The organism is Streptomyces sp. NPDC085481 (genome assembly GCF_044541845.1).
Lineage (GTDB): Bacteria > Actinomycetota > Actinomycetes > Streptomycetales > Streptomycetaceae > Streptomyces.
This window is the reverse complement of record NZ_JBITTJ010000003.1, coordinates 331,899-350,404: the sequence shown is the minus strand read 5'-3', so window position 1 is coordinate 350,404 and position 18,506 is coordinate 331,899. Positions and strand designations below refer to the sequence as shown.

Sequence of the window (18,506 nt, the reverse complement as noted above, 5' to 3'; positions counted from 1 at the left end):
CACACCACCAGAGCCATCAGAAACGTCCTCTAAACCGAAAGACGATCGGTATTTGTCCCTCTTCTTGCCCAGCTGCGGGGCGTCACCAGACTGGGCCTGATGCTGCGTGGCATGTTGGGGCCTGTGAGGCAGGAAACTGGGGACGGCAGCGCGGTCGAACACCACGATGACGTGGAGGCCTTGACCTTCGACGTGGGTGTTGTATTCGTGCATGGCATCGGTTCTCAGGCCCGAGGAGCGACTCTACTGAGTTGGGCGGAACCGCTGTTTGAGGTGCTGTCACACGTAGGGCCGGGCTACGGCTTCAGCACGCGGGTGCGGAACGCGGATGACCTTGTAGGCGACGCACCGGAAATCACTGTAGAGATCACTCGGACGGGAAGCCGGCCGATCACGTGGCTGCTTTCCGAGGCGCGATGGGCTGAGGCCTTCCATCCGTCGCGGGCCGCCGATGTGCTGCTCTGGGCCGTCCGGTTCTCCTGGCGTGCTGCTAGGCGGGGACTGGCCGCGCTAGTCCACCAGTTCTGGTTCTCCGCCACAAAACGTCTGTGGCCGCAGATTACTGAGATGGTCCCCGCTTGGGATGCTGGTTGCGCCGGCTCAATGGTCGCCCTGGGAGCCTGGATTCAGCTACTGCTCTACGGTTATGTTGGCCTGTTCATCATGATCGTGCCTTACCTGGTTCTCTTCTGCATGTTGTTCCTCTTGGCGCCGCTGATGCTTAGCGCTGTCGTGGTAGGAGTCCTGGTGCTCATCGTGGCGCAACGGATTCCTGTCCTCGGTAAAAAGGTCTCCCCGTTGGTCGCGGACCTGGTGACGTCTGTGGGCGATGCCCAGGCCTACCGGGACAGGGAGATTCAGGCAGCAGCAATGCGCCAGCTACTTCTCAACCGTGTCGCCGACGCGTCCCGGCGTTCAAAAAGCGTGGTTGTCGTGGCTCATTCGCAAGGTGCCGCGATCGCTTGCCGCGCGTTCCTGGCGAGGGACGCCCCATGGCCGACGCATTTGGTGACAGTTGGCGCAGCTACCAGTCTGCTCAATGAGGAGAATTCCGTACGCCGGTGGCAGTCATTGGGCTGCCCTCCGTGGATCAACATCTGGTCGGCGCGCGACCTTGTCCCGGCTGGCCCGATGGGTGACAGCCCGAAGGCTGTACGCAGCCGCCGGCTGGAGACACTTTGGCATTACACCGTTGGTGGTTTCGTCATGCGTTCGACAGACGGGCAGCTCGAACTGGCCTGGACAGAGGGCGAAGGGCCGGACTGCTGGTCGGGCAGCGAGGACCTGGTGAGGCACGCACGCAGCTCCCGAGGCCGGCGGCGTACACAACCGCCGTGGGGCACCCCTACCGCGGAAGCCGTCGGAACGTCAGAGCCGGTCACCGAGTGGCTGAAACGGGCGGAGGCCGAAACCATTGCGGAAGCCGTATTCCATCAGGCTGGCAGCGACCATGCGGATCCGGAGGACACCCCTATTCCCCGTGTGTTCAACGAGCCCGGGCCGGAGGAGTGGCCTGTCAGCAACCGCTGGTCCATCCTCTGGGACCACACAACCTATTCAACCAATCTGACGCAAGTTCAGTACCCGCTGGCCCATCTGTTAATTTCTCTGTCTGAAGCCGCAGCGGAAAACGATGGAAAGCCCGGCGGTCCGTCCGCGCCCTTCCTGCCCTCACGGGACTGGCGGATGGAGGAAACGCACGTGCAGCGCGTTCAGGCACTGGCCATGTCCCGCGTGATCGCAGCGGTGTGCGCTGCGGCGGTCATCGACTGGCTCCTCAGACACAATCCCGAGCACTCGTTGTCCGGGATCGGATCCTGGGTGATGGCCGACTACGGTACGGGGGTTTGGGTTTTTGATCGACTAGGTGGGGGGCTGAGATCTCTGGTTTTGCTGGCAGCGGTAGGTCTCGCAACATTCGCTGCCTTTTCTGGCCTCTTGAGGTTCCCTTGGCAGGAATGGCATCGTCGGGAGAGTCTCCGGACGTGTGCTGAGCGGGCGAGTGAGCGGAGCGTGCGTCTAGGCATCAGCGGGTGTCTGTTCGTGGCGCTTTGCGCCTCCGGCCTGATTTTTTCGTCCGTGTACTGGGGCAGAGGAATGCATGTCTCGTTCGACGACTGGCGCGATCCGCGCTTCCTGCTGATTTGCACTTACATTGCATGGGTGGTGTTTTGGCCGTTTTTCGGCACATATGCCAGGGCTGTATCCGCACGCTCTGGGGCGCTGCAGGTTGGTCGAGAGTAGAGCGAAGGGCTCTCTCTAGCTGTGAGGTGGTGACGACCTGGGGTTGTTGTGGGTTGGTCGAGAAGTATCACTGGCGCTGCAGGTAGTGCTTCGGTGTCTTTGGGGGAGGGGGGTCTCGCCCGTACGGGGGAGGGGGTTGCGACCGCGGGGGGACGCCCGGGACGGGGGTGGCGGCGAGGATCGACGCGTCGGTCATCCGGCCCCACACCACCCCGCCCCCGAACGGAGCCCCGCCCGTGCTGAAGCACGCCCTGCGCGCCACCGCCGTCCTCGCCCTCGTCGCGGCGGTCGCCGCCCCGGTCGCCGTCGCTGCACCGGCCCCCGCGCCCGCCCCCGAACCCGCATCCGTCAGGGTCCTGGCCGCCTCGGCCGCCTCGTCCCTGAAGGGAGAGGCGAGGCTGGGCTACGAGGACGCGACGGAGCAGGTACGCGTCACCGTCGACGCCCATGCCGCCTACGAACACGGCTCGATCCCCACCCGCTCGTGGGGCACCTTCCGGATCTCGCACGTCATCAAGGGCCAGGACTACTGGGGCGACTTCGAGGTCGACTGCCTCAGCAGCGGCGGCCCCACCGCCACCGTGACCGGCCGTCTCGTCCGTACCAGCCCCGGCCACCCGTGGCTGGAGTACCTCGACCCGCACACCCGCATGGGCCTCAGCTTCCTCGTGCCCCGCAACCGGGCGAACGGCCCGGCACGGGTCGGACTCTCCGGGGCGACGCTCAAGGGCGAGCCGCTTCTGACGAAGTGCATGGCTCCCGCGGCCGACATGCCGGTGGTGGAAGGCGGCTACACCTTGCGTGACCGGCGTTCGTAGCCCGAAGGGGCCGCGCCGCCGGTATAACTTCCTCCTATGGAGGGGGAGAAGGCGGGGGAGGCACCGGACCGCAGGCTCGTGGTGGTCGGTGTACGTCACTACGAGCACGAGGACGAACTGCCTCTCGTACCCGAGGAGATACGTGCTGCCGTGCGTCTCTTCGGGGACCTCGGCTACCGCCTCGACGAGCGGATCGACGACCCCTCCGCCGAGGAACTGCGCGCCCGGCTCCTCGGCTGGGCCTACCGCGCCGATCACGCCGCCGACGCCGTCGTCCTCTACTGGACCGGCCACGGCGTCGAGGGCCTGGGCCGGCACTACCTCATGTGCCGGGACAGCCACGAGCAGCGGCTCGCCGGGACGGCGCTCGCCGCCGAGGACCTCACCCGTTACGTCCTGGAGTCCGGCGCCACGCGCGTCATGATCGTCCTCGACACCTGCCACGCCGGACAGGCCGGGCCCGACGCGGCGGCCGTCGCCGAGGGCCTGCAGGCCGCGGTCAGGAACGGCGCCGCCGAAGGGCGCGAGCGGCTCACCGCCTTCGCGGTCGTCGCCGTCGCCCGGGCCGGCCAGTCCGCCCGCTCCATGGTCTTCGCCACCGCCCTGGAGACCGCACTGGCCCGGCTCTCCGTCTCGCAGAAGCAGCGCCGTCTCTCGGTGGAACAGGTCGTCGAGACCGTCAACGACGTGTACCGGAGCGCGGGCGTACGGCAGACCGCCCGCGCCCATGTCGCCACCGAGGGCTACGCCTTCTTCTCCTTCGAGAACTCCGGCTACCAGCCCGAGGCCCGGGACGACGCCCACGATCTCGCCGAACTGCGGGTGCGGCTCAGCCCCGAGGGCCGCCGCCGGCGCGTCGAGCTGGAGAACCACTTCGCGCCGCGGGGCCGTGGCTTCACCCGGGCGCAGGGCGCCCGCAGCGGCTCGTACTTCGTCGGCCGCACGGACGAACTCGACCGGCTCACCGCCTGGCTGGCCCACCGGGAGAGCGGCTGGGGCCGGGGCGTCGTCGTGACCGGTGGCCCCGGCGTCGGCAAGTCCGCCCTGCTCGGTCGGCTGCTGCTGGGCGCGGGGCGTGAGGTGCACACGGCGATCCACGCCCGGCACCGCTTCCTGGAGGACATCACGGCCGGCATCGCCGACGCCGCCGGCCTGGGCGGGGCCGCGGCCGCCACCCCGCAGGCCCTCTTGGCCGCCCTGGCCGCCCGCCGCGAACCCCTCCACATCCTGATCGACGCCCTCGACGAGGCAGGCGAGGCGGGGGAGACCGGGGAGACCGGGGAGACCGGGGAGGCCGGAGAGAAGGCCGACGCTGCCGAGTCCCGGCGTGACGCTGCCGAGCCCGGGCGTGACGCTGCCGATCCCCGGCGTCACGCTGCCGAGTCCCGCCGCGACGGCGCCGAGTCCCGGCGTGCTGCCGCCGAGTCCCGGCGGATCGCCGCCGAACTCCTCGTCCCCCTGGTCCGGATCCCGTGCGTCCGGCTCCTCGTCGGTACCCGCCGCCACGTCCTGGACGCCCTGGACGGGGAGCTGTCGGTTCTCGACCTGGACGCCACCCTGGACGCGACCACCGCCGATGTCGCCCACTACGCCCGCCGTCTCCTCCAGGCCCCCGACGGACCCGGCAGCACCGGCCCGTACGACGACGCCACGGCCGTCGCCGTCGCCGAGGAGATCGCCTTACGGGCCCGCGGCGGCTTCCTCTCCGCCCGCATCGCCGCCCGCACCCTCGCCCGCGCCCCCCGCGCGTTGGACCTCACGGACCCGGACTGGCGCCACCGCGTCCCCGAAGTCGGCGAGACCCCGGGTGTGACCTTCCTGCGCGTCCTGCGCCGCCAACTGGCGGAGGCTCCTGCGGCCGACGCCGCGCGCGGCCATGCCCTGCTCGCCGCGCTCTCCCTCGCCGAGGGCCCGGGGCTCCCGCCGGACCGCGTGTGGACGGCGGTCGCGACCGCCTGCCTGCCGCCCCCCGACGACGGGCCCCTCGACTGGGACGACCTCGCCTGGATCCTCGACTTCGCCGGCGAGCACCTCGTCGAGGAACTCGACGCCGACGGCCGGGCCGTCTACCGGCTGTACCACCAGGCGTACGCGGACGCCCTGCGCACCACCCTCGGCGCCGGGGTGCGCGGACGGGTCGCGCGGGCGCTGTACGGCCTCGCGCCCGAGCGCCCCGGCGGCGGGCGGGACTGGTCCGCGGCACCGCCGTACGTGCTGCGCCACCTGGTCGAGCACGCCGAGGGCACCCCGCTCCTCGACACCCTCGCCCACGACCCCGCCCTGCTGCTCGCCGCCGAGACCTCCGCCCTGCAACGCGTCCTGAACCGCGCCGAGTCGGGCCCCGCCCGGGACGCCGCGCTGGCCGTCGGCCACGGCGCCGCCCTGCTCCGGGCGACCGACGACCCGGGGACGCGCGCCGCGCAACTGCGGCTGTCCGCCTTCCAGACGGGTGCCGACGACCTCGCGCGTGCGGTACGCGAACGGTGGCCCGCCCTCGCCTGGGACACCGAGTGGGCCGAGGTGACACCCGTCCCGTACAGCACCATCGGCACCTTCACCGGGCGGGTGACCGGTGCCGCCGTCGTCACCGCCCACGGCCGCCCGGTGCTCGTCACCGCCGAGGACGGGGGCGGCGGCGTACGGGTGTGGGACTGCGCGGACGGCGGGCCGCTCGGCACGCTGCCGGGCGACTTCGGCCGGATCCGCGCCGTGCACGCGGCCCTCGGCCGGCCCTGGGCGGCGCTGCGCACCGACGACCGGGTGTGGCTCTGGGACCTGGAAACCCGCGACCTGATCGGCGCCGTCGAGGTGCCGGAGGTGGTCGACTGCGCCGTCGCCGTCCGCGGGGACGAGCCCCTCGTCGTCACCGTGGACCAGGCCGGCACCGTGCGCGCCGGAGAGCTGTCCCACCGCCCCGACGCCCCCCGCGCCCACCGCCCGGTCGGGATGGCCGTCACCCCGTACGGCGGGGAGGGCGGCCTGCTCGTCGCCGTCGCCTGGGCCGGCCGCAGACGGACGTCGCTGAGGCACGCCCTGGTCACCTTCACCGAACTCGCCCCGGACGGCCGCGTCGTGGACCACCGCCGGCACCGGCTGCGCGGTCGTACGGTCTCGGCGCTCGCCTTCCACGACGGCACGCTCGGAGTCGCCACGGAGAGGGCCTTCCAGGTGTTTCCGCAGCGCAAGGCGTCCGTCACGCGGGCAGCCGGACCGAGGGTGGTCGAGTGGTCCGGCGGGGAGGTGCCGCCCGCCCTGCTCATCGCCCCCGGCCCGCTCTGCCTCGACGCCACCGCGAACGCGGTGGTGGCCCTCGACGCCGAGGGCCACACCGCGGCACGCAACCGCACCGACGCCGCCGTGACCCGCCTGGTGGCCCTGGGCGACGGCCGCGACCTCGTCTCCTGGAGCCGCAGCGCCTCCGCCGCCAAGTCATGGCGGCTGGAACCCTCCGGCGCCGGGGTGGCGCCGGCCCACGGCTGGCTGCGGACCGGCGCGAGCGACGGCCGGCCCGTGGTCGTCAGCCGTCGTGGCCCTGCCGTTCGGATGCTGGACGGCACCACCGGCACGCTCCTTGACGAGGCGTCCGACCCGGAATACCACCTGGGCCTCGCCTCCAACACCGGCGCCCCGGTGATCCGCTGGCCCCGGGTCGGGCGGAGGGAGGTCTCGGTCTGGACCGCCGGAGGCGTGGCCCCGCTGCCCGAGCAGGGGTTCCGCCGGGTCGAGTGGCTGGACGTGGCGCTGCTGGACGGTGCGCCCCGGCTGCTGCTCGTCGCGGGCCCCCCGCTGGAGAGCGCCTGGATGGCCCTGCGCACCTTCGAGGGCGAGTGGAGTCAGCGGGTGAGGGTGCCCCTCGACACGGTGACCGCGCTCCGGCAGCTCCCGGTCGACGGCGGGGTCCTCGTCGCCGCGCAGGGGCGGGAGGTGGTCGTCCTCGACGTGGGCGACGAGATGGGTGGCGAGGTCACCGACACGCACCACCGGATCGTCCTGAGCGCCCTGCCCGAGGCGGAGGTCCGGCGCACCGTGGCCCTGGACACCGGCGACGAGCCGTTCGACCTGGGGATGTGGCCCGAGGGGCCGGTGCTCGGCATCGTCACGGAGGACGGCGCACTCGTCGTGCGCACCCACCTCGACGAGTTCACGACCGACCGTCGCAAGAAGGTGCCGAAGCATTCGCCGCACACCGTCCCGCGCCCCGACACCGCGCCCATCACCGCCCTGCGCCTGCAGACCCGGCACGGACTGCCCACCGTCCTGACGGCCACGGCGGACGGCACGCTGACGCTGTTCGCCGCCGACACCACCGAGGTCCTGCACCGGGTCTTCCTCGGATGCGAGATCCTGGACCTCGACTGGCTCGACGGCGAACGGCTCTGCCTGCTCACCACGACGGGGCTGCTCTGCCTCCGTCTGACCTGACCTGACGGGACCTGACGGGACGGGACCTGACCTGACCTGACCAGCCTGAGCTCACCTCACCGGTCCGAGCCCACCCGACCGGCCGGCCCTACAGGTACTTCTTCAGTTCCCGCCGGGCCAGCGACCGCTGGTGCACCTCGTCCGGACCGTCGGCCAGCTTCAGGGTGCGCGCCGCGGCCCACAGTTCGGCGAGCGGGAAGTCCTGCGAGACACCGCCCGCGCCGTGCACCTGGACCGCCTTGTCGATGATGTCGACCACCGCGCGGGGGGTGGCGATCTTGATCGCCTGGATCTCGGTGTGGGCGCCCTTGTTGCCGACGGTGTCCATCAGCCAGGCCGTCTTCAGGACGAGCAGCCGCAGCTGTTCGACCGTCACCCGGGCGTCGGCGATCCAGTTCTGCACGACGCCCTGCTGGGCGAGGGCCTTGCCGAAGGCGGTACGGGAGACCGCCCGCCGGCACATCAGCTCGATGGCCCGCTCGGCCATGCCGATCAGCCGCATGCAGTGGTGGATGCGGCCCGGTCCGAGGCGGGCCTGGGCGATGGCGAAGCCGCCGCCCTCCTCGCCGATGAGGTTCGCGGCCGGGACGCGGGCGCCGTCGAAGACCACCTCGGCGTGGCCGCCGTGGGAGTGGTCCTCGTAGCCGTACACCTGCATCGCCCGGCGCACCTCGACGCCCGGGGTGTCACGGGGCACGAGGATCATCGACTGCTGGCGACGGATGTCGGCGCCGTCCGGGTCGGTCTTGCCCATCACGATGAAGATCCTGCAGTCGGGGTTCATCGCCCCGGAGATGTACCACTTGCGCCCGTCGATGACGTACGAGTCGCCGTCCCGCCTGATCCGGGTCTCGATGTTGGTCGCGTCGGAGGAGGCGACCTCGGGTTCGGTCATGGCGAACGCGGAGCGGATCTCGCCCGCCAGCAGCGGCTCCAGCCACTGCTTCTGCTGCGCCTCGTCGCCGAACTGGGCGAGCACCTCCATGTTCCCGGTGTCGGGGGCGGCGCAGTTGAGGGCGGTGGGGGCGAGCTGGGGGCTGCGGCCGGTGATCTCGGCCAGCGGCGCGTACTGGAGGTTGGTGAGCCCCGCCCCGTGCTCGGCGTCGGGCAGGAAGAGGTTCCACAGGCCCTGGCGGCGGGCCTCGGCCTTCAGGTCCTCGACGACCTGCGGGGTGTCCCAGGGCGAGGCGAGCAGCGCCCGCTGCTCGTGGGCGACGGCCTCGGCCGGGTAGACGTGCTCGTCCATGAAGGCGAGGAGCCTCGCCCGCAGTTCCTCGGTGCGGGCGTCGTACGCGAAGTCCATGGTCAGCCTTCCTGGAGGGTGGTGAGGCCGTGCTCGATGAAGACGGGGACGAGTTCGCCGATCCGGTCGAAGCCGCCGCCGACGGTCTGGCCGAGGGTGTAGCGGTAGTGGATGCCCTCCAGGATCACGGCGAGCTTGAACCAGGCGAAGGCCGTGTACCAGGAGATGGCGCCGGTGTCCCGGCCGGAGCGGGCCGCGTACCGCTCGATCAGCTCGCCTGGCGAAGGGTGGCCGGGGGCCGATGCGGTGGTGGAGATGGGGGAGTTCGGCAGCTCCAGGGGCGCGCTGTACATGACGAGCAGCCCGAGGTCGGTGAGCGGGTCGCCGAGGGTGGACATCTCCCAGTCGAGGACGGCGTTGATGCGGTCGTCGTCGCCGATGAGGACGTTGTCGAGCCGGTAGTCGCCGTGGACGACCGTGGGCGCGGGGGAGTCGGGCAGGGTGCGGCCGAGGGCCGCGTGCAACTCGTCGATGCCGGGCAGTTCGCGGCCCTGGGAGGCGGCAAGCTGCTTGCCCCAGCGGCGCAGCTGCCGGTCGAGGAAGCCCTCGGGCCGCCCGAAGTCGTCGAGCCCGGCGGCGGCGGGGTCGACGGCGTGCAGGTCGACGAGGGTGTCGACGAGCCCGAGGACGGCGTCGCGGGTGCGGTCGGGGCCGAGCGGGGCGAGCTCGGCGGCCGAGCGGTACGGGGTGCCGGGCACGAACTCCATGACGTAGAACGGCGCTCCGAGTACCGTGTCGTCCTCGCAGAGCACCAGCGTCTCCGGTACGGGCACGGCGGTGGAGTGCAGGGCGCTGATGACCCGGTGCTCGCGCTTCATGTCGTGTGCGGTGGCGAGGACATGGCCGAGCGGCGGGCGGCGCACGACCCAGCGGCCGGTGCCGTCGGTCACGACGTACGTGAGGTTCGAGCGGCCGCCCTCGATCAGCCGGGCCCGCAGGGGGCCGGTGACGAGGCCGGGCCGCTCGCGGTCGAGGAAGCGGCGCAGCTGCTCGGGGTCGAGACCGGGCGGCGGGGCGGAACTCATGGGGGCGGTACCTCCGGGGTCGGCGTCGCCGTTCATGATGACCGACCAGTCGGTATGTCGTCCAGAGGGAGCGGGGAATCCGGATCCGCGCCTCTGGCGTGTCGTCCTTCCCCGTGAATAGGGTTCACATATGGATTCAGCGCTGCGCATCGACGACGTCCGGCTGACCCCGATCCTCCTTGCCGACCCGCCGCTCCTCAACACCCAGGGCGTGCACCAGCCCTTCACGCCCCGGCTGGTGGTGGAGGTGGTGACGCGGGGCGGGGTCAGCGGTCTCGGCGAGACCTACGGCGACACGAGGTACCTCCACCTCGCGCGGCCGCTCGCCGAGGCGCTCCCCGGCCGCTTGGTCACGGATGTGAACGGCCTGTTCGTGCTCGCCGCCGAGGTGTGCGGCGCGCCCGCTGAGGGAGGCGCCGACGGGGGCGTGCGCGGGGGCGCCGACGGGATCGTGGCCGCGGGCGTGGACCTGCGGGTCGACGCGGGCGGACTGCGCGGCGCCCAGACCGCCGACAAGCTCCGGCTCTCCGTCGTCTCCGCCTTCGAGACCGCCTGCCTGGACGCCCTCGGCAAGAGCCTCGGCCTGCCCGTCCACGCCCTGCTCGGCGGCAAGGTCCGCGACGAGGTCGAGTACAGCGCCTACCTCTTCTACAAGTGGGGTGCCCACCCGGGCGCCGCGCCCGACTCCTGGGGTGAGGCGGTCGACCCGGACGGCATCGTCGAGCAGGCCCGCCGCTTCGACCGCGGCTACGGCTTCGGCTCGTTCAAGCTGAAGGGCGGGGTGTTCCCGCCCGAGCAGGAGATCGCCGCGATCCGGGCCCTCGCGAAGGAGTTCCCCGGCCGTCCGCTGCGCCTCGACCCCAACGGGGCCTGGTCGGTGGAGACTTCGCTCGCCGTCGCACGCGAGCTCGGCGACGTCCTGGAGTACCTGGAGGACCCGGCGACCGGCACCCCCGCGATGGCCGAGATCGCCGCCCGTACGGACGTGCCGCTCGCCACCAACATGTGCGTGACCACTTTCGAGGAGGCACCCGAGGCCTTCGCGCGCGGGGCGGTACGGATCGTGCTGTGCGACCACCACTACTGGGGCGGCCTGCACCGCACCCGCGAACTCGCCGCGCTCTGCCGGACGTACGGGGTCGGGCTCTCCATGCACTCCAACACCCACCTGGGCATCAGCCTGGCCGCCATGACCCAGGTCGCCGCGACCCTGCCGCAGCTCGACCACGCCTGCGACACCCACTACCCCTGGCAGACCGAGGACGTCGTCACCACCCGCCCCGTCTTCCGGTCGGGCCGCATCACGGTCTCCGACGCCCCCGGCCTGGGCGTCGAACTGGACCGCGAGGCGCTGGCGGTCCTGCACCGCCGATGGCTGGAGGACGACGGCGCCTACCGCGACCGGGACGACGCTTCGGCGATGCGGGCGGTGCGTCAGGACTGGAGTCCGAGCCGCTGGTAGGACCAGCCCGTCGCGGCGGGAGGAAGGCGGGAGGACACGCGGGAGGACAGGTGCGAGGACAGCAGTGAGGCCGGGGTCGGAGCGGTGTCCGGCCCGGGCCTCACGTCGGGTCCAGCCCTACTTGCAGAGGGCCGACGCCAGTACGGCCGCCGCTCCCGCGTTGTAGCCCTTCTCGTAGTTCGGGTCCAGTGCGGCCACGCCCTGCTTGGGCGGTTCCTTCTTGCAGTCTTCCTTCGTGTCGGCGACACCCTGCCGGTAACCCATGCGGTACTGCTCCTGGGCGTCCTTCTGCTCGGTCTCCTTGACCGTGCCGCAGGTGGCCTCCGGGACGCCGGGCTGCAGTGCGGTGATCGTGCCCGCGGGGAAGAAGGCCGTGACCGACACCTCGCCGGCGGCGTTCGCCGTCCGCGTCGCGGTGTGGGTGTTGTTGCTCTCGAAGAAGACGATCTTCCCTGGCTTCCAGCCCTTGCCTGTGACGTCGAACTTGCCCGCCGTCGCGCTCTCCTTCACCGTGCACGTGGCCGACGGCACCGCCTGCGCCGAACTCATCGTGAGCGCCACGGACCCGAGCAACAGCGAGGAGATCGTCAGCGGAGCCAACACGGCCATGCGAATGTTTCTGTTCACTTCTCTTCCCTCCAGTGGCGGGCCCGCGAGTGGGGCACGGGCCCTAGAGGATGAACTCACGGAGGGGCACAGTGGTGCGCGGGCGTCCGCCGTCGCGACTACGCCCAGCCGGATTCACCCTGAGGAGGGCTCCGCTGGGGAGCAAGAGGGAAGGACCGTCCAGGTCCCGTCCTCCTACGGCTGCCACCCCGTCCGTAGCGGCCCTGAGGGACCTCAAGTCCTTCCATCCTCTCGCGGCCCGCCGAGCCTGTCGATTCGGGCCCGGACACCGGCCGGCCGCTATGCGTGGCAGGCCACCGGCACCCCGCCGTTCATCGCGGCCATGTCGCCGAAGACGGCCGCCGCGTCGAGCGGATGCCCTTCCGGCAGCCCGTCCAGCTCCGCGTACGCGCGGTGCAGGTTGGCGACCAGGCGCTCGCTCTCCTGCCAGGCGGCGAACTCGCCCAGGTCGGCCTGCCGAGCCGTCTCCAGCGGCGTCACACCCTTGGCGTGCCCTTCCCGGGCCAGCTCCTGCACCCAGCGCAGATAGCGCTCGGTCGCGTCGTACGCGGAGGGGTCGGTGACCCGGCCGTGCCCGGGCACCACCGTCGGCGTGTCAAGGGAGCGCAGCAGGTCGAGCGCGCGCAGCGAGCCGGCGAGCGAGCCCATCGGGAGGAAGGGCGTGCCGCCGTGGAAGACCAGGTCGCCGGTGAACACGATGCCGTGCCGCGGCAGATGGACGATCGAGTCGCCGGTGGTGTGCGCGGGGCCCGGGTGGATCACCCGTACCTCCAGCTCGCCGACGTACAGCGTCAGCCGGTCCCGGTAGGTGAGGTGGGGCGGCAGGATCTCCACCCGGCCGAAGTCGGTCTGCGGCCACAGCAGATGGAGCTGGCGCCCGGCGGCGAGCTGCTCGGTCCGGCAGTTCTCGTGGCCGACGATCCGGGCCTCCGGCTGGAACACCCCGTTGCCGTAGGTGTGGTCGCCGTGGTGGTGCGTGGAGACGATCGTGCGCGGCGGCGCGAGGCCCGCGTCGAGGACCGCCTCGCGCAGCAGCAGTGCCCGCCGCTCGGTGGCGGCGGTGTCGACGAGCAGGGTCTCGCCGCCGTCGCCGAGGAAACCGGCGTTGTTCAGGCACCAGCCGCCGTCGGGCTGGACGAACGCGTGGACGTTCGGCGCGAGCGCGACGACGTAGGGATCGGTGGCAGGCAAGGGACATCCCCCCGGAAGTGGGCCCGACTGGACAGGGGAAGACTGCCAGTCGCGCGAGGTCCGGGGGAAGCCGGTGCCAGGACGGACCCTGAGGGGGTCAGTGGTCGTCCCAGTGGTTGCCGTGAGCCGCGTGCCGGTGCCCGTCGTGCAGGTAGTCGAGGTGGTCGCCGTGCACGACGGCGACGTGTCCGCAGTCCGGCCCGTGCGTGTGGGCGGGGTGGGTGTGGGGGACGTGGGAGGTCGGCTCGCACTCGTCCCAGTGCCCGGAGTGCAGGCGGTGCAGGTGTCCGTTGTGCGCGTAGTCGACGTGGTCCCGGTGCGGGACTTCGGTGTGCCCGCACGAGGGGCCGTGGGTGTGCGCGTGCGTCGGGTGCTCGTGGTGGAGGGCGGTCATGACGGCGCCTCTGTGAGGGGGACCCTTCCGTTCCAGGTTAGTCCGGAAAGCCCGTTCCTTCAGGGCGGGGTGGGTGGCCGCCGGCCGCACGAGCAGCCGTACGACCCGGAGCACCACCGCGCCGCTCGGAGCGCCACCGCGCCGCTCGGAGCGCCACCGCGCCGCTCGGAGCGCCACCGCGCCGCTCGGAGCGCCACCGCGCCGCTCAGAGCACCACCGCGACCCCGAACCCCGCGAACGCGATCGTGCACACCGCCGCGAGCAGCGCCCCCCGGTGCGACAGCGCGAGCGGCCGCGCCGCGCCGAGCGACTGGATCCTGCGGTGGGCGACCGCGATGAAGCCGATCCACACCAGCGCCGACAGGCACGCCGCGACGACACCGGTCGCCGACACACCGTCGTGGATCGCCTGCTTGCCCGCGAGCACCGCGGCCACCGTGCACGACAGGGTCGTACGCCGCCACGCCAGCCGGGTCCGCTCGGGCTGGAGTCCCGGGTCCCGGTCCGCCGCGGTCGCGGGCGCGGTCATCGCCCCGCCCAGCCGAAGACGACGACCAGCACCATCGCGATCGCGACCACCGCCACCGCGAGGCTCAGGACGGCCGGGAACCGCGAGATCGGCAGGTCCTCCCCGCGCCGCATGGCCCGCTCGCAGCGCACCCAGTGGTTCACGGCGCGCAGCGCGCACAGCACGCCGGCCGCGAGCAGCGCGATCGCCAGGGTGACCCGGACCCCCCAGCGCAGGTCCGGCAGGAACTGGTCCACGGCGAAACCGCCGCCGATCAGGGCGAGCGCGGTCCGGATCCAGGCGAGGAAGGTCCGCTCGTTGGCCAGGGAGAAGCGGTAGTCGGGGGTCTCGCCCTCCTCCCGGAGGCGCTGCGGCGCGAACCACAGCCGCAGGCCCTGTACGAAGTCGCTCACGCGGGCACCCTATCCGTCGGATGATCACACCGCCCGGCGGGCCCGGGGCCCGCTCGGCGGATCATGGCCGGGCCCGCCGGACAGGCCCTCGGCTCGCCGGCTCCGCCGACAACGCCCCGGGTCACCCCGCCCGGTGCGCCCGCAGCCGCTCGTACGCGGCGAGGCCGTCGGGCACCCACTGCCAGGTGGCGAGCCGTTCCTGGAGCTCCTCCTCGGGCAGGAAGGCGTGCCAGGCCACCTCCTCCGGCTGCGGCCGCACCGGCAGGTCGCAGCGCACCTCGTACACGGCCGACCACCACTTGCCGGCGACGCCCCCGGAGTCGTACAGGAAGCGGAAGAGCGGCTCGGGCCGGGGCAGCCCGGACACGCCGAGCTCCTCCTCGGCCTCGCGCAGCGCGGCGTCGTCGTAGGACTCGCCCGCACCGACGACACCGCCGACGAACATGTCGTACAGGGAGGGGAAGACCAGCTTCGTCGGGGTCCGGCGGTGGACGAAGACCCGCCCCTGACCGTCCCGGACCCGGATGAAGGTGCAACGGTGGATCAGGCCCCGCGCGTACACCTCGCCGCGCGGAGCCCGTCCGATCACCCGGTCGTTGTCGTCGACGACGTCGAGTACCTCATCGGCAGCGCTCATGCGCCCATGAAAGCACTGCCGGGGCTCACTGCCCCATGACGTACCCGACCGTCGGGCCGGCGGTCCAGCCGCCGTCCACCGCCAGCTCCGCGCCGGTCACGTACGAGGCGGCGTCCGACAGCAGGAAGACCACCGCGCCGGCGATCTCGTGCGGCTCGCCGACCCGGCCCATGGGGGTGTTGGGGTACTTCCCCTCGCCCTTCTCGATGCCGACGGAGGCGGTCATCGGGGTGTACGTCATGCCCGGGTGGACCGAGTTGACGCGGATCCGGGAGGTGCCGAGCTCGACCGCGCCGATCTTCGTCAGCCCGCGCACCCCCCACTTGGAGGCGCCGTAACCGGCGGTCAGGGCGAGGCCCATGAGGCCCGCGGCGGAGGAGACGTTGACGATGGAGCCGCCGCCGGCCTCCTTCATGGCGGGTATCGCGGCCTTCATGCCGATGAAGACACCGGTGAGGTTGATGTCGAGGACCTTGCGGAAGTACGCGACGGATTCGGCCTCCAGGAGCGAGCCGGCGGCGATGCCGGCGTTGTTGACCAGGCCGTGCAGCGCGCCGAACTCCTCGACGGCGTACGCGACGGCCGCCGCCCACTCCTCCTCCGACGTCACGTCGTGGTGCAGGAAACGGGCCCGCTCGCCGAGCTCGGCCGCCATGGCCCTGCCCTCCTCGTCGAGCACGTCGGTGATCACGACGCCGGCACCGGCGGCCACCGCCTGCCGGGCGGCCTCGGCGCCCAGGCCGCGGGCGCCGCCCGTGATGAGCACGGTCTTGCCGGTGAGGTCGTGGATCTCGTTCATGAAGGTCCCTTCGGGGCTGACTCGGGGTATCGGGAGCCGGGGCATCCGGGGCATCCGGGGCATCCGGGGCATCCGGGGGTTCCGGGGGGCCGGGAATTCCGGCACTACGCGTTCGGGGAGGTCATTCCGGGGCTACGGGGCCGCCGGGAACGCTCCGGGGCGGTGCGGCCCGGAGGAGCGCGGTCGTGGTCTCGGCCAGGTCGGCCAGGAAGAGCCCCTCACCGGTGAGGGGCTCGGTGCCGTCGAGGTACTGCCGGGCCCGGTCGGCGAAGGCCGCGCCCACCACGGTCAGCGCCAGATCGAGCCGCTCGAGGCGCAGCGGCTCCGGCAGCCCGTCGGCGGCCAGGCAGGCCTCGAGCCGCTCGATCAGGGACCAGTAACAGCTGCCCGCGAGCGTGGGGTGCGGGATGCGGGTGCGGACCCCGCTCTCGTGACTGAGCTGGGCGGAGATCCGCAGACAGCGCCGGCCCCGGTCGGTGCCGAGCTCGCTCGCCTCGGCCGCGATCAGCGCGGCGATCAGCGCGTGCGGCTCGTCGGGGGCGGCGGCGAGGAGCGGGGCGAGCACCTGCTCGGTGCGGAGCTGGCGGCCGGCCATCACGGAGTCGAGCAGCCCGGCGCGGGAGCCGAAGTGGTACTGCACGGCGGACGGGTTGCCCTGCCCGGCCAGGGCCACGATGTCCCGCAGCTGGGCGCCGTCGACGCCCTGGGCGGCGAAGATCTCCTCGGCCGCACGGATCAGCTTCTCCCGGGTCTCGGGCCCTGACGTCCTTGCCATGGACCCATATTAATGGTCGGCATTAGAAAACGGGAGGGAGGCGAAGCCGGCCGGACCGTTGACTGGATACATCGGTGTATCCAAGATGCGGTGCATGCCTCATGAGTCGTACGACGCCGATGTCATCGTCATCGGGGCCGGCCTCGCCGGCCTCGTCGCCACCGCCGAGCTGGTCGACGCCGGCCGCTCGGTCATCCTGCTCGACCAGGAACCCGAGCAGTCGATCGGCGGCCAGGCGCACTGGTCCTTCGGCGGCCTCTTCCTCGTCGACTCGCCCGAGCAGCGCCGGATGCGGATCCGCGACAGCCACGCGCTGGCCCTCCAGGACTGGTTCGGCACAGCCGGCTTCGACCGCCCCGAGGACGCGTGGCCGAGGAAGTGGGCCGAGGCGTACGTCGACTTCGCGGCCGGCGAGAAGCGCTCCTGGCTGCACGCCCAGGGCGTGCGCTTCTTCCCGGTCGTCGGCTGGGCCGAGCGTGGCGGCTACGACGCGAACGGCCACGGCAACTCCGTACCCCGCTTCCACATCACCTGGGGCACCGGACCCGGCCTCGTCGCCCCCTTCGAGCGCCGGGTGCGCGAGGGCGTCGCGCGTGGCCTGGTCCGCTTCGGCTTCCGGCACCGGGTGACGGCCCTCGGCCGCACGGCCGGCGCGGTCGACACCGTGAGCGGCGAGATCCTGGCACCCTCCACCGCCGAGCGCGGCACCGCGAGCAGCCGCGAGACCACCGGCACGTTCGAACTCCGCGCCCAGGCGGTGATCGTCACCTCCGGCGGCATCGGCGGCAACCACGACCTGGTCCGCAAGCAGTGGCCCGAACGCCTCGGCACCCCGCCCGCCCGGCTGCTCTCCGGCGTACCCGCCCACGTCGACGGGCTGATGCTCGGCATCGCCGAGGACGCCGGCGCCCACCACATCAACCGCGACCGGATGTGGCACTACACCGAGGGCATCGAGAACTGGAACCCCATCTGGGCCCGCCACGGCATCCGCATCCTGCCCGGCCCGTCCTCCCTGTGGCTCGACGCCACCGGCAAGCGGCTGCCCGTACCGCTCTTCCCCGGATTCGACACCCTCGGCACCCTCGAACACATCATGCGGACCGGCCACGACCACACCTGGTTCGTGCTCGACCAGAAGATCATCGGCAAGGAGTTCGCCCTCTCCGGCTCCGAGCAGAACCCCGACCTCACCGGCAAGTCCGTCCGCGACGTCATCGGCCGCGCCCGCGCCGACGTCCCCGCGCCGGTGAAGGCCTTCATGGACCACGGCGCGGACTTCGTGGTCGAACGGGACCTCGCCGCGCTCGTCCGCGGCATGAACCGCGTCACCGGCGAGGACCTGATCGACGAGGCCGACCTGCGCCGCGAGATCACCGCCCGCGACCGCGAGATCGCCAACCCCTTCACCAAGGACCTCCAGGTCACCGCCATCCACGGCGCCCGCCGCTACCTGGGCGACCGCCTGATCCGCACGGCGCCCCCGCACCGCATCCTCGACCCGAAGGCCGGCCCCCTCATCGCCGTACGCCTGAACATCCTCACCCGCAAGTCCCTCGGCGGCCTGGAGACCGACCTGTCGTCCCGCGTCCTCACGGACTCGGGGGAACCGCTGCCCGGCGTGTACGCGGCAGGCGAGGCGGCCGGCTTCGGCGGCGGCGGAGTCCACGGCTACCGCTCCCTCGAAGGCACCTTCCTCGGCGGCTGCATCTTCTCGGGGCGGGCGGCGGGGAGGGCGGCGGCGAAGGCGGTCGGCTAGGCCATGCCTCGGGCCTGACCCGAGCCCGACCCGGCCCCGACCCGGCCCCGACTCGGGACTGTCGGACCCGACGGGCAAGATGACGGTGTGACAAGACGCTTGGTCTCGGCCGACGTCCGGGGCTTCGCC

General features: G+C 72.1%; 15 protein-coding genes. 5 read left to right on the top strand and 10 right to left on the bottom strand.

Translation table 11 applies throughout. The features are described 5' to 3' along the window. Positions 1 to 99 precede the first annotated feature (99 nt). From ACIGEZ_RS10360 to ACIGEZ_RS10350, 3 genes are all read left to right on the top strand, one after another. Positions 100 to 2,244: a hypothetical protein gene (locus ACIGEZ_RS10360; protein WP_399828424.1), complete on the top strand. Its 2,145-nt coding sequence runs from the start codon at positions 100 to 102 to the stop codon at positions 2,242 to 2,244. Positions 2,245 to 2,480: 236 nt separating this feature from the next. Continuing rightward, positions 2,481 to 3,062, top strand: a complete 582-nt coding sequence (locus ACIGEZ_RS10355) for a hypothetical protein (protein ID WP_399828422.1) — start codon at positions 2,481 to 2,483, stop codon at positions 3,060 to 3,062. A gap of 36 nt (positions 3,063 to 3,098) precedes the next feature. Beyond that, complete coding sequence (locus tag ACIGEZ_RS10350; RefSeq protein ID WP_399828419.1) at positions 3,099 to 7,484, top strand: hypothetical protein; 4,386 nt, start codon at positions 3,099 to 3,101, stop codon at positions 7,482 to 7,484. Between the two features lie 88 nt (positions 7,485 to 7,572). Here the strand turns inward: ACIGEZ_RS10350 and ACIGEZ_RS10345 are convergent, their stop codons facing one another. Continuing rightward, a complete protein-coding gene (locus ACIGEZ_RS10345) occupies positions 7,573 to 8,787 on the bottom strand; it encodes an acyl-CoA dehydrogenase family protein (protein WP_399828416.1) in 1,215 nt (404 codons plus the stop codon). A 2-nt stretch (positions 8,788 to 8,789) separates the two neighbouring features. Continuing rightward, positions 8,790 to 9,812 carry a phosphotransferase family protein gene (locus ACIGEZ_RS10340; protein ID WP_399828413.1) on the bottom strand — a complete coding sequence of 341 codons (1,023 nt, stop codon included), beginning with the start codon at positions 9,810 to 9,812 and terminating at the stop codon, positions 8,790 to 8,792. A gap of 130 nt (positions 9,813 to 9,942) precedes the next feature. Here ACIGEZ_RS10340 and ACIGEZ_RS10335 point away from each other — a divergent pair, with 130 nt between their 5' ends. Then, complete coding sequence (locus ACIGEZ_RS10335; RefSeq protein WP_399828412.1) at positions 9,943 to 11,274, top strand: enolase C-terminal domain-like protein; 1,332 nt, start codon at positions 9,943 to 9,945, stop codon at positions 11,272 to 11,274. A 117-nt stretch (positions 11,275 to 11,391) separates the two neighbouring features. On the opposite strand, the gene ACIGEZ_RS10330 is transcribed toward ACIGEZ_RS10335, so the two are convergent. The 8 genes from ACIGEZ_RS10330 to ACIGEZ_RS10295 form a co-directional block, all read right to left on the bottom strand. Next, entirely contained in the window at positions 11,392 to 11,883 is a 492-nt protein-coding gene (locus tag ACIGEZ_RS10330) for a hypothetical protein (RefSeq protein WP_399828409.1), read from the bottom strand. Positions 11,884 to 12,180: 297 nt separating this feature from the next. Then, positions 12,181 to 13,092, bottom strand: a complete 912-nt coding sequence (locus ACIGEZ_RS10325; RefSeq protein WP_399828406.1) for an MBL fold metallo-hydrolase — start codon at positions 13,090 to 13,092, stop codon at positions 12,181 to 12,183. A 97-nt stretch (positions 13,093 to 13,189) separates the two neighbouring features. Next, a complete protein-coding gene (locus ACIGEZ_RS10320) occupies positions 13,190 to 13,486 on the bottom strand; it encodes a hypothetical protein (RefSeq protein ID WP_399828403.1) in 297 nt (98 codons plus the stop codon). A gap of 205 nt (positions 13,487 to 13,691) precedes the next feature. After that, positions 13,692 to 14,015, bottom strand: coding sequence for a DUF202 domain-containing protein (locus tag ACIGEZ_RS10315; RefSeq protein WP_399828401.1), 324 nt, complete (start codon positions 14,013 to 14,015; stop codon positions 13,692 to 13,694). Then, positions 14,012 to 14,407, bottom strand: coding sequence for a YidH family protein (locus ACIGEZ_RS10310; RefSeq protein ID WP_399828398.1), 396 nt, complete (start codon positions 14,405 to 14,407; stop codon positions 14,012 to 14,014). Before ACIGEZ_RS10310 ends, ACIGEZ_RS10315 begins: the two co-directional genes overlap by 4 nt. A gap of 121 nt (positions 14,408 to 14,528) precedes the next feature. After that, entirely contained in the window at positions 14,529 to 15,044 is a 516-nt protein-coding gene (locus ACIGEZ_RS10305) for an NUDIX hydrolase (protein WP_399828395.1), read from the bottom strand. A 25-nt stretch (positions 15,045 to 15,069) separates the two neighbouring features. Further along, positions 15,070 to 15,834 carry a glucose 1-dehydrogenase gene (locus ACIGEZ_RS10300; RefSeq protein WP_399828701.1) on the bottom strand — a complete coding sequence of 255 codons (765 nt, stop codon included), beginning with the start codon at positions 15,832 to 15,834 and terminating at the stop codon, positions 15,070 to 15,072. 130 nt (positions 15,835 to 15,964) lie between these two features. Next, positions 15,965 to 16,618, bottom strand: a complete 654-nt coding sequence (locus ACIGEZ_RS10295) for a TetR/AcrR family transcriptional regulator (RefSeq protein WP_399828393.1) — start codon at positions 16,616 to 16,618, stop codon at positions 15,965 to 15,967. A 94-nt stretch (positions 16,619 to 16,712) separates the two neighbouring features. Here ACIGEZ_RS10295 and ACIGEZ_RS10290 point away from each other — a divergent pair, with 94 nt between their 5' ends. Next, the gene (locus ACIGEZ_RS10290) at positions 16,713 to 18,377 is read left to right on the top strand and encodes an FAD-binding dehydrogenase (protein ID WP_399828390.1); all 1,665 of its coding nucleotides are present in this window, start codon (positions 16,713 to 16,715) and stop codon (positions 18,375 to 18,377) included. Positions 18,378 to 18,506: the final 129 nt, after the last annotated feature.